This window comes from Armatimonadota bacterium, from assembly GCA_029907255.1.
GTDB lineage: Bacteria > Armatimonadota > UBA5829 > DTJY01 > DTJY01 > JAIMAU01.
The window spans coordinates 192371-204343 of the sequence record JARYMF010000002.1 but is presented as its reverse complement, the minus strand read 5'-3'; the positions used below and the strand labels follow the sequence as shown (position 1 = coordinate 204343).

Annotated in this window: 9 protein-coding genes; 4 read left to right on the top strand and 5 right to left on the bottom strand. The window is 46.9% G+C overall.

Annotated elements, in window-relative coordinates; translation table 11 throughout:
• Positions 1-49: 49 nt before the first annotated feature.
• Genes aroB through aroA form a run of 4 tightly spaced genes read right to left on the bottom strand, consistent with a single transcriptional unit; the run spans position 50 to position 4594 of the window.
• Positions 50-1189, bottom strand: a complete 1140-nt coding sequence (gene aroB, locus QHH26_02185) for a 3-dehydroquinate synthase (GenBank protein ID MDH7480770.1) — start codon at positions 1187-1189, stop codon at positions 50-52.
• A gap of 1 nt (position 1190) precedes the next feature.
• Positions 1191-2126, bottom strand: coding sequence for an NAD(P)-dependent oxidoreductase (locus QHH26_02180; protein ID MDH7480769.1), 936 nt, complete (start codon positions 2124-2126; stop codon positions 1191-1193).
• A 50-nt stretch (positions 2127-2176) separates the two neighbouring features.
• Positions 2177-3304, bottom strand: coding sequence for a chorismate synthase (gene aroC / locus QHH26_02175; protein ID MDH7480768.1), 1128 nt, complete (start codon positions 3302-3304; stop codon positions 2177-2179).
• An 18-nt stretch (positions 3305-3322) separates the two neighbouring features.
• Positions 3323-4594 (bottom strand): 3-phosphoshikimate 1-carboxyvinyltransferase, encoded by a 1272-nt coding sequence (gene aroA, locus QHH26_02170; GenBank protein MDH7480767.1) that lies wholly within the window; start codon positions 4592-4594, stop codon positions 3323-3325.
• Positions 4595-5129: 535 nt separating this feature from the next.
• Between aroA and QHH26_02165 the strand changes: the two genes are divergently transcribed.
• From QHH26_02165 to QHH26_02155, 3 genes are all read left to right on the top strand, one after another.
• Positions 5130-6263: a uroporphyrinogen decarboxylase family protein gene (locus QHH26_02165; GenBank protein ID MDH7480766.1), complete on the top strand. Its 1134-nt coding sequence runs from the start codon at positions 5130-5132 to the stop codon at positions 6261-6263.
• A gap of 91 nt (positions 6264-6354) precedes the next feature.
• Entirely contained in the window at positions 6355-7125 is a 771-nt protein-coding gene (locus QHH26_02160) for a sulfite exporter TauE/SafE family protein (GenBank protein ID MDH7480765.1), read from the top strand.
• Positions 7126-7258: 133 nt separating this feature from the next.
• The gene (locus tag QHH26_02155; GenBank protein MDH7480764.1) at positions 7259-7732 is read left to right on the top strand and encodes a DUF1572 family protein; all 474 of its coding nucleotides are present in this window, start codon (positions 7259-7261) and stop codon (positions 7730-7732) included.
• A 92-nt stretch (positions 7733-7824) separates the two neighbouring features.
• Here the strand turns inward: QHH26_02155 and QHH26_02150 are convergent, their stop codons facing one another.
• A complete protein-coding gene (locus QHH26_02150) occupies positions 7825-8973 on the bottom strand; it encodes a Gfo/Idh/MocA family oxidoreductase (protein ID MDH7480763.1) in 1149 nt (382 codons plus the stop codon).
• A 205-nt stretch (positions 8974-9178) separates the two neighbouring features.
• Here QHH26_02150 and QHH26_02145 point away from each other — a divergent pair, with 205 nt between their 5' ends.
• Positions 9179-11959 carry a DUF6067 family protein gene (locus QHH26_02145; GenBank protein ID MDH7480762.1) on the top strand — a complete coding sequence of 927 codons (2781 nt, stop codon included), beginning with the start codon at positions 9179-9181 and terminating at the stop codon, positions 11957-11959.
• Positions 11960-11973 lie beyond the last annotated feature (14 nt).

Here is an 11973-nt window from a genome sequence, read left to right as displayed (position 1 = left end):
GGCTACAATAATTAGCCAAGTTGCCGCTGCTAGTTCAACTAGGCATTGCTTAAGATTGTTCATTTTTCCCTAAACTCGAGCCTTTCGCAGAAAGCCTCTTTTGTTCTTCAAGTGCGTCCATCAATACTTTTGGCGTTACCTCATCCGAGACAAAAGCAGACCCGATGCCTTTGATAAGCACAAATCTTAGTCGCTCTTGGATAACCTTCTTGTCAAGTTTCATTACCTCTAAAAGATTCGAACTGCTAATTTCATCCCTCGGTTTTAATGGCAAACCTGCTTTTTGAATTACTTTTGAAATCGCATCAACTACTTGCTTGTCAATAAGACCCATCTTCGCAGAGATAATAGTTGCTGTAACCATCCCAATAGCGACGGCCTCGCCGTGTCTATATGTCTTATAGCCAGTAATCGCTTCTAAAGCATGACCAACCGTATGGCCAAAGTTAAGTATTGCCCGCAAGCCAGATTCGCGCTCATCTTGCTCAACGACACGAGCTTTGATTTGGCACGAACCAGCTACCGCACGCATAATTGACTCTGGCTCCAGACGCTTAATCATGGGCAGTTCGGCTTCGACAAAAGAAAAATAGCTACTATCAAGAATTATCCCATGTTTGATTATTTCGGCTAGGCCAGTGCGGAGCTCTCTTGGAGGAAGGGTAGACAAAGTTGCTGTATCAATGATGACTATTTTCGGTTGGTAGAATGCTCCAACAAGGTTCTTGCCCCGGGGCAAATCAACGCCAACCTTTCCACCAACGCTAGCATCCACCTGTGCAAGCAGTGAGGTTGGGACCTGAACAAAATCTACGCCTCGGAGGTATGTTGCGGCGACGAAACCCGCAAGGTCTCCAATAACGCCACCCCCGAGGCCAATTACCATACCGGTGCGGTCAATTCGGCAGTCTAGCAAGCGGTTATAAACTCTCTGGACAGTGTTAAGGTTCTTATAGCGCTCGCCAGCAGGAATGGTGATTATATGAGACTCAACGCCTGCCACATTGAGACTATCTGCTAGGCGACCAGCATACAGGCTGCCAACTTTAGGATTTGTAACGATTGCCGCCTTTTTGCCTTTGCAAACGGAGGCGATTAGCTCTCCAGCCTTGTCGAGAAGACCGTAGGAGATATGTATATCATAGCTGCGTTCGCCAAGCTTAATTTGCAACTTAATCGCATTGGCCATTTCAATCAAAAAATCCTTCGTCATTCATCCATTTGACTGCCCGTTCCATTGTTTCTTCCGGCGTATATAATGGCTTATATCCCAATCTGGAAGATATCTTCGAGATATCAGGGCACATGTGTTCGAGGAAATGGAAATTTGCACTGATACTGGGCGATATGTCCCTGGCGTATATCTCAGGGCTTACGTATTCGATTGGGATAGTTGTTTTATAAATTTCTTCATAGGTTTTTACGAACTTCTCCGCCGTCAGAGCATAAGCAGAACCCACATTAAATATCTCAAATGCCGCCGCTCTTCTATTTTCCACAGCGCACAAGAAACCCTGGGCGACGTCTTCTGCGTCGCAGGGCCCAATAAGATTTGTGCCTGGAAAAGGCAAGATTACTGGTTCACCGCGCCGATGGGCTTTGTGGACTTCGATTGAGCGGCCGCCACTGCACTCCAGTGGCACTTTTCCTGGCCCACAAATATTCGGCGGCATTATTGCCGTTACAGGTATGCCATCCTGCCGAGCTACTTCAATGGTGGCGAGTAACTCTGCATATCGCCGGCGGTAACCTTCGAACGGACACTCGGTTTGCGCTACTTCCGGAGTTGGCACGACTTTTGGCCGTCCGTACATCCAAACTGAACCACAAGCAATCAGATGCTCAACTTTGGTGCTTAGGCAATCGGCATATACTCGCTGAATGTCACCCTGCAAAATATCAATGACTACCTCGATATGTTGGTCGGCTATGAGAGATGCAAAGGTTCCATCCGCCAACATATCATGGTACCGCAAAGTAACAACAAGCGACTTCTCTGCAATTTCCGGATCACGAACAGGCGTCCTTCCTGAGTGAATAATAACAAGCTCATGTCCATTTTTCAGGAGCATGCCGCACAGAAACCGCCCGATATGCCCAGTTCCGCCTATTACTGCTATCCTCATGAGCACGCCTTGCCGGATTGTGATACCTTACAGCGCAATCGTATTAAACTTTATTTCCACTTATGTTCGAACTTCTGAAGGCTATCATAGCCACGCCACATCATCAGATGGTCGACCAACGTAATTGCCATCATAGCCTCAGCGACTGGAATAATGCGCGATAGAAGCGTCGGGTCTCGCCGCGTTATCGCCCCAAGAGTTGTTTCCTCCATTTTCTCCATATCAATTGAGGGCTGGGCGACAGAGACAGTGGGCGTTGGCTTCACCGCAAGGCGTGCAACGATATCCTCGCCATTCGAAATGCCGCCGAGCATCCCGCCTGCATTGTTTGTTCGGAAGCGAACCCGGCCATTTTCATCAAGATATGGGAAATCATTGCACTCTGAGCCTTTCATCTCAGCAACTTTGAACCCTGCTCCAAATTCCAAACCCTTAATTGCACCAATGCTCATAAGGGCATGGGCAAGGCATGCGCTAAGCTTGTCGAATACAGGCTCGCCAAGACCAGGCGGCACCCCGCGCGCAATAACTTCAATGATTCCCCCAGCGGTCTCGCCTTCCTCTTTAATCTCCAATACTCGGGCAATCATTTTCTCAGCAGCTTCTTGGTCAGGGCAGACGATTATATTCTTCCGCGCCTCTTCTTCAATCTTCTCAAAAGGCGGAATGTTCTTCGCCTCTATCCCCATGCATGCCTTTGTGTAGCCGACAACCTTGATGCCTTCAGTTGCGAGAATCTTCTTTGCCAAGGCGCCTGCCGCCACCCTCATGCAAGTCTCTCTGCCGCTCGCACGACCTGCGCCACACCAGTCGGCGTACTCTCCGTACTTAATAAAATAAGTGTATTCGGCATGACCTGGTCGAATAAGATTTTTTACATCGCGATACTGTTGAACATGTATGGGCTGGCGATCAACGTTGTAAATAATCATGCCCACTGGGGCACCTGTTGTTTTGCCTTCAAGCAAGCCAGCGACAATCTTGACCTGGTCAGTTTCCTTGCGTGGAGAATCAATGGGCGACTGGCCGGGGCGACGCCGGTCGAGCTCCTTTTGAATATCGGAATCGCTCAACTCCATTCCAGCTGGGACGCCGTCAACAATACAGAGTAGCGCGTCTCCATAGGACTCTCCACACGCTGTTACTCTGAAGAGCCTTCCAAACGTATTTCCTACCAATATAGATACCTCCTCATTTTATGCTTTCTTAATTATGTTTGCGCCTACAGCTCGCATCAATTCCACAAAGTTTGGGAATGTGACGCTGACTGCCTCAGCGGTGTCAACTTCTGTTTCCCCTTCCGCGGCAAGTCCTGCAACCGCAAGCGCCATTACGACTCGATGATCACTATGCCCATTAACAACCGCACCATGGAGCGGCCTACCAACAATCTCAAGGCCATCAGGCAATTCTTTTATTTCCGCACCCATTTTGCTGAGCTCTTCGCACATCACCCTGATTCGGTCGGTTTCCTTGTGCCGCGCCTGAGAAACATTTACCAATCTTGTCGTACCATGTGCGAAGCATGCAGTCACCGCCATTGCCGGGAGCAAATCAGGAGTTGCATTTAAGTCGAACTCTTTGCCTTGAAGATCACCTCCACGAATACAAATTCCCTCCTGGACAACTTGGACCTCAGCACCCATTTTACTAAGCATATCTAAGACTGCCTTATCTCCTTGGGAATCATTTATATCAAGTCCCAGGAGGGTAAGCTCAGAACTGGTTATTGCTGCGGCACATAGGAAAAATGCCGCAGAGGAAAAATCTCCCGGGATGCCTTTCTCAAAAGCACGATATTCTTGCCCACCTTGTATACGGAATCGTTCAAAGCCTTCACGCTCATAGCGTATCCCCTGCTCATCTAGCCAACCAAGCGTCATTTCGATATACGGCGTTTCAACAGCGTTGCTAACAAAAATTTCTGTATCTGATGATACTAGTGGGCAGTTAATCAAGAGGCTGGTAAGATATTGCGAGCTCTTGCTCCCATCTAAATTAACCTTGCCTCCCTGCATCCGTCCTCTTATCACCACAGGGGGACAACCATTTCCGCGCGTCGAAAATGCCTGGGCACCAAGTTGATTAAGTGCATCAACTAACGGACCAGACGGCCTGCTTCTTATTTGTGAGTCGCCGGTGAACACACTGTAGCCATCAATTAACGCCGCAGTGCCCATTGATATGTGAAGCGTTGTACCCGAATTAGCCACATTGAGAATATCGTCAGGTATGTTAAGCTTTGCGCCTGTCCCTTTGACAATCCACTCATTACCTGTGGTGATATCGGCTCCAAGCCTGCGATAAACATCTACAGCCGCAAGCGTGTCTGAGGAAGACAGGGGATTTCGCAAAAAACTAGTTCCGTGTGCAAGCGAGGCAATAGCTACAGCTCGGATAGTATGCGACTTCGAGGCTGGGATAAGTACTTGGCCTCCAAGCTTTGATTTTTCGATAACCAGCTTCAAAGCATGGTGCTCCGCAATACAATTCCTCGTGTTTTAATTGGACACTAAGTATAACAAAGCAGAGGTGCAATGTCAATACTTGCTGTGAAATATTTATACTTTTTCACCCCTCGTTACAAGAAAGTTACTGCTTATCGCTACAAACATTTATTCGAGAAACACCTTGAAGCCCAAGCAATAACAGCCATTAGGAGCAATTTTCTCAAGTTGGAAACGTAAAGAGCAGTCGCAAGTTTGTATAATTTGTATAAGCAATTATGCTTATGCCGCCGAAATAAGCCTCTAATGGGTAGCTACAACATGTGGTGATAGGCATCCAACCGACTTAGCAAATGCTTGCAATTTGCGATTGCGTTCGGAAATCATGTCTAACTTGATATTATCACTAGATACCTTGCGATTAGAGTACATTCCAAATATACTAAAAGATGAAAAGCCTTCATAAAATTCGCTGAAATGATCCAAAAGTTCGCCTTAAGCGCCAGTTAAATCAAAAGCTAGATAAGCTGATATCTACGAAACTAAAAGCATGAAAATGGCTCAAAGCGCACAACTTGCACTCGACACAATCTTACAAAAGCCGACGAAGGGCATTCCAAGCTGGATGCTTCATATTATGGAGCACTCCCATATCGAACGCCTTGCTGGCGTTGAACCCGGCGAGTATATGGCGAATCCAGAAGAAACCTACCTTGCCATGCAGCGAAATATTGGTACTTGCCTACTAGACCAATACCTTTGGGACAATCCTCTCACCATGGGCAATAAAGGCTATGAGAATCGCAATCTCGGTGCAACAACTGGAGCGCACGAAGTGATTGTTGACGGGATGGTGATTGACTCTGCGGAAGCCGTAGTCGAGCACATGGAAAAATTTGTCTTCCCCAAACTTCAAGCGGCGGTGGCAAGTTTTGACGAGGACGCACGTTCGAAACAAATTATTGAAAGAGAGCATGCGATTCAAAAGCGCCTTGGTCCCACCATACTTAAGAGTGGCCATGGGTTTGCAAGCTTTCCAACCTTGGCATATGGAACCTACGGCTATGTGCACTACTTTTCCGCGTATGGCTTATATCCAGAGATAATGGAAAAACACTTTTCACTACAGGCAGACCTCGCACTACTCAACAATAAAGCAGCTGCAAGAGCTTATGTCGAGGGTAATCTGCCTCCGCTTTATCGCATGGACCATGATATGGCGGATTCACGTGGCACGCTTGTTCGCATTGAAACCCTCGATAGGCTTTGGTTTCCGCATTTCGCCCGCTGTCTGGAGCCTTTAATTAAGGTTGGTGTTCGCCTTATTTGGCACTGTGATGGCAATCTTATGGAAATGGTGCCTCGCTTGCTTGATGTTGGTCTTCGCGGCTTCCAAGGATTTCAGTATGAAGACGGAATGGACTACGAGCGTATTTGCCGCATGAAGGCGCGCGACGGCTCGGACCTCATAATAATCGCTGGAGTCTCAGTAACAAAGACTCTGCCGTTCGGAAAGCCATCAGACATTAAACGAGAAATCGCATGGCTGGTCGAAAAAGGACCGAAGACCGGCCTTTTCCTAGGAGCATCCAGCTCTATCGTTCCTGGCACGCCGTGGGAAAATATCAAAACTCTGGTGGAAGGCCTTAGGTACTATCGGACTCACGGGCGCTCCCAAATCCTGGCATAAGCAGTGAGAATATACTGACTTGCTGTTGAAGGCCGCCTCCGCTTACAATGGCTTGTGAAGTTACCCTTTATGGCTGGAAAGGAACGTAGTCGTGCATCTCGAACCTTGGCAGTGGATTTTTGGAGCAGCTGCAGCTTTACTAGTCGGGATATCGAAAACCGGCATTCCTGGAATAGGAATTCTAGTTGTCCCAATGCTTGCACAAGCATTCGGTTCGCGCCCTTCAATAGGAATAATGCTCCCGATGCTCATAATGGGCGACGTCTTTGCAGTCATTTGGTATAAGAAACATACACAGTGGGACAAGCTCGTTGGACTTCTGCCATGGGTCGTGGCTGGCGTAGGTGTTGGGGCAATCGCACTCTGGCAGTTTGCGTTGCTAAAGACCGACCGCGATATTCTCGACATCGTCATCGGAAGCCTGATACTAATAATGCTCTCACTTCATTTTGCACAGCGATTTCTAGGTGAGCAATTGACTCCAAAATCGCCGATTGGAGTAGCTTCCACCGGAATATCAGCGGGCTTTGCGACAACAGTTTCAAACGCAGCCGGGCCTATCATGCAGATCTACTTGATGGCACACAAGCTCCCCAAGGAGCAATTCATGGGCACAATCGCCTGGTACTTCTTCATCATTAATGTAGGAAAACTCCCGATTTACTTTTTGCTGACTGCCATTAATCCAACAAAGCCAATTGTTACCGGCAGCTCGCTTTTGTTTAATATTGCCCTTTTTCCTGCTGTTTTGGCTGGCGTCCTCATCGGCAAATGGCTACTTCCTAGAATGTCTCAGAGAGCTTTTAACACAGCCATCCTTGTATTAGCGGGCATCGCAGCATTAAGATTAATAGTAGGTTAGGTAAAGAAGCAAAAAACAAACGGGTAAAAAACACCAAGTGCTAACTAAAACAAAAGTAATTTGCATATTAAAGGAAAACGAAACATCACAGCGAAAATTTCGGTTGCCTACAGATAACAAAGGAGGGAGAACTTTGAAATCAATTCTCGAAGTTGCAAAACAATTAATAAGAAATCAAGCCGAAACACTGGTAAAAGACTCTGGTTACATCCCCGCGGAAAAGCTCTCTTGGTGTGCATTAGGTTGCGCGAAAACTGCCGCCGATATTCTTAAGGAAATCGCATGCTCAAACGTTCAGATGGCTGCTTCAATCAGAGGCGAAAAACCAGGCAAATTTGAAGAAGAGTTCGCAGATCGCGTTGGAAAGGCATCAACACTGACTGAGCTTGGGCAATTGGTGAAGGACAGCGCCGACATTGTCTGCCGGGCGATTGACAGCCACTCGGAGGCTGACCTAGAAAAGCAGATAACAATGCCCTGGGGAGCAGTTTTCCCGCTTTATGAAGCAATCTTCTTGCCTGCAAACCATATGACATACCATGATGGGCAGATTAATTACATTCAGCTTCTACTGGGCGACTCAAAGTTCCACTGGGCAGAAGGTTGAAACCCGATTCGACGTTACAACAAACAAAATAGCTAGAAAAGGGAGCGGCTGGAACAATTTTATTTCACCGATTAGCCACTCCCTTTTTCTAACTACTTGAATGAAGTAGTAATATCTTCCTCTGCCTTCTCCACTGTTTTCTTTACATAGCGCGAAGTTGCAATTCGCTCCTTCAGCGCCGCCTCATACGCCGCCGAATCAAGAGGAAGCTCTACCGTTGAATCGGTCCAAGTCGAATAAAGCATGCAATTCGCAATCTCAACCGAATTGATGCCTTCAGCCGCCGGAGCAATAAGCGGCGTGCCAGTCAATATTGCATCAACAAAGTTCTGTGTGATTACTTTGTGCCCACCACGCTCTCCACTAAATGGTATATCTACATTCCAGATAGGTGGTTTTGCAAATGCCATTGGTGAAGTGCGGAGGAATTCGGATGCAAGAACTTCGTTCCTGGTAAAAGATATCTTTCCGTTTTCATAGACGAGCTTACCCCTATCGCCGGCAACCTCCAGCCTATTCGTTCCTGGTGCTTCGCCCGTGCTTGTTATGAACACGCCAGTTGCACCGTTGGGATATTCCAAGTAGGCACTGACTTGGTCTTCGACTTCAATGTCATGGTATGCTCCAAATCTGCAGAACGCTCGAATTCTGGATGGCATGCCAAATATCCACTGCAGAAGATCTAGGTTGTGTGGGCATTGGTTAAGTAGCACTCCACCACCTTCGCCACGCCACGTCGCGCGCCATCCACCGCTGGCGTAGTATGCCTCTGTTCGGAACCAATCGGTTACGATCCAGTTTATCCGAACAATTTCGCCCAGCTCGCCGTTGTCCACTAGCTGCTTAATCTTTTTCCACAGCGGCTCCGTTCGCATTTGGAACATTGCAGCAAAGACAACGTTTTTTGCCTTTTGCGCCTCAATCATCCGCTCAGCATCAGCTTTGTGCACAGCAATCGGCTTCTCGGTGAGAACGTGAATGCCCAGCTGCATGGCATCAATGCCAATGGTCGTATGATCATAATGCGGTGTAGCAATTAGCACCGCATCAACCAGCCCAGAGCGAATCAGCTCTTTGCTATCTTTAAAAGTTGGCAAGTCTGACCACTTAGCCAGCTTGCTTTCGTCAATATCGCATACAGCTGTGAGCTCTGCCCCTTTGACTTCGCCAGCTCTCAGGTAGTTTGCGTGATATGCTCCCATCCCGCCGACGCCTATTACTGCCATTCTAACTTTTTCCATAGTTCCATCCCTTCGCTTTAAAGTAGCAGCTTTACCATTTAAGGTGATTAGTCGAATCTTTGGTTTATCCTTCAGAACCCTGTTACTCATCAAGAAAACATCTTTGTTCAGCTTGATTAAAATATCGAAAAGTTCAGGATTGCTGAGACTGCACCCTTCTGTTAAACTAAATCAAGCTAACAGCAAAAACTCAGGGAGGTAGCCGATGTTTCGCCGTGCCCTAATACCCATTTTTGCTTTAATTGCGATATCTGCCTCAGCGGAAAAGGTAATTTCACCACTGGTCACTGTGCGCATGATACCCGAACTAAAAGCAGTAGCGCACATAATGAAAAATGGCAAATCTCCTAATAACACTGCGCTTGATTTTATGCGAAACTTTCCCACTTCAATATCGGGATTTGTTGGGTTTAGGAGCAAAAGCTTGCCTACTATGCAGACCGAGGTTCGTCTTGCTTATGATAATGCCAACCTGTACATTGCCTTTCGATGCTTTGACCCAAATGCCCAGAACCTTAGTTCCAAAGTTTTGGAAAGAGACGGCCCAGCATGGAGAGACGACTCGGTCGAGGTTTTCCTTGATCCCAAATGCGATAGCAAGACATTCTTTCACTTGGTCGCAAACTGCGCGGGAACAAGGTTCGACTCTAGAGGCCAGTCAACCGATGGAAAATCCTGGGACGGCAATTGGTCGGTAGTAACAAATAGTGAAAAATACGCATGGACGGCTACTTTCATCATTCCATTCGATTCATTGGGAGTGTCAGCGCCAAAGCCAGGCGAAGTATGGAAAGCAAACTTCGCTAGGCACCAGATATCAAGACAAGAGTTCAGTACGTGGTCTCCCGTTGAAGTAGAATTTAATGAACCATCTAACTTTGGGCGCATAGTATTCCAAGGCAATGACGCGCTTATCGCATCCATAAGCCCTACTCAAATTCTCCTCCCAAAGAAACATCAGTTCAAAATTAAGATTTCAAATCCCACGAAGAAGATAGTATCCATTCATGCAGAAGCTATGCTTGACGAAAAGTTGATTTCTTTGGGAAGCAGTAAGTTACTGCCGGGAGATTCGGAATTGAATGTTTCGGTAAGTGTTCCAGAGGGCAAGCATAAATTAAGCCTCGCAGTATTGGAAAGTCCGACGAAGCGTGAAATCGTCAGGGGTGCTCCGGTTTCTATCAACATCACTCCAAATCGTGCTCGTTTGGAAAAATACCGCGCAATCGTGCGGAATTGTATGGCCAAAACTCCAGAGATTTCAAAAGCTGTTGGCCAACTAAAACTGAAACTTAATGAGATACTCTCTTTCTCGCTAACGGCAAATACAAGCACTGAAAAGTGGGCCAAATTTACAGAGAAACTGGATGCCATAGAAAGAGATGTCGCACGCGCACGATATGCTTGCGCCGACAAAGAAAGCAAGGGATACTTACTCGCGCCAGAGGTTTCACTAAATAAAGTATTCCGAGAAAAGCTTTTTGAAGGCGAAATTGGGGCTCCCTTAAAGCTAAGTTTAGCTCGAAACGAATATGAATCAGGCCAGGTACTCATACTACCATACGCTCGTGCACTCAGAGACGTCAAGGTAGCCGTTTCGCCGCTTAAAGGTCCTGGTGGCGCCGTCATACCGACAGATAGAATTAAGCTCGAATTAGTGGATTATGTAAAGACCAGAAAGCCTAGATACGACGTTGAATATGTCGGCTGGTGGCCTGACCCTCTTCTTGAAATGAAGACATTCGACGTTTCGCCCGACTTCATCCAGCCTATCTGGCTAACAGTGCATGCGCCTGCAGATATTCCAGCAGGAGTCTACAAAGGGGTAATCACCATCAAGCCAGCCAACGCCCCGGAATCCTCACTGCCAATTGAGGTTAAGGTTTGGAATTTTTCGCTTCCAACCACATTGCACTTAAAGACAGCCTTTGCATTGTTTCCTCATGAAATTTCCGCATGGTATGGTGGCATGACAGAAGAAATTAAGCTCAGGTATTACGAATTCATGCTCGAACATCGCCTCAATCCAACCAATATTTACACTAATACACCTGCCCCAAGTAAAGAGGATCTACCATTTTGCATACAGCGTGGCCTGAATGCCTTTTGCCTTGCCTACACACACAATAGGGATAAAAATGGCAGGGCTGAATTGGCCAAAATGATTAAGGAATATGAGGCTTTTCTCAAAGAAAGAGGGTGGTGGGACAAAGCATACCTGTATGGCTTCGACGAAATCAAACCCGATAAATACGCCGAACTTCGCGACATGTACGGTTGGGTAAAAAAAGAGTTCCCAGACTTGCCTCGGATGTGCACTGTTGCTCCGAATAAAGAATTGAAAGGTTATGTTGACATTTGGGTACCGCTAACTTCTAACTGGCAACAGAGTGATGCTGAGGAATATACAAAAGCAGCTGATGAAGTCTGGTGGTATGTTTGCTGTGTGCCAGCACATCCATATCCAAATTTCTTCATTGATTATCCAGCGATAGACCCGCGGGTCATCTTTTGGATGAATTGGAAGTACCGCATACCCGGATTTCTCTATTATGCTGTGAATAACTGGACTACAAACCGAGTAGCAGCTGGCTTGCCAGAAGAGCATCGGGCGCATGAAGACCCAAAAGCCTTAGAAGCCATAAGAGAAGGAAAGCGCTGGCCTGATGTGCCTTGGAACACCTTTACTTTCGACGACTATAATGGCGACGGCCATCTTATTTACCCAGGTCCGGGTGGAAAGCCTTTTAGCTCAATTAGGTTGGAATGCATCCGTGACGGCATCGAGGACTATGAATACTTCTATTTGTTAAGCAAATTAGCCTGCAAGGCAGATTCCAACTCTAAAGGCAAAATTCAAAAGGTTCTCGCGGTTAGCGACACGGTAGTACGTTCACCGAAGGAATATACTCTCGACCCGCACGTTTTATTAAAAGCAAGAGAAGAGGTCGCAGAACTTATTGAAAAGCTATCTGCAAAGAACTAAAAAGGAAACCGGGG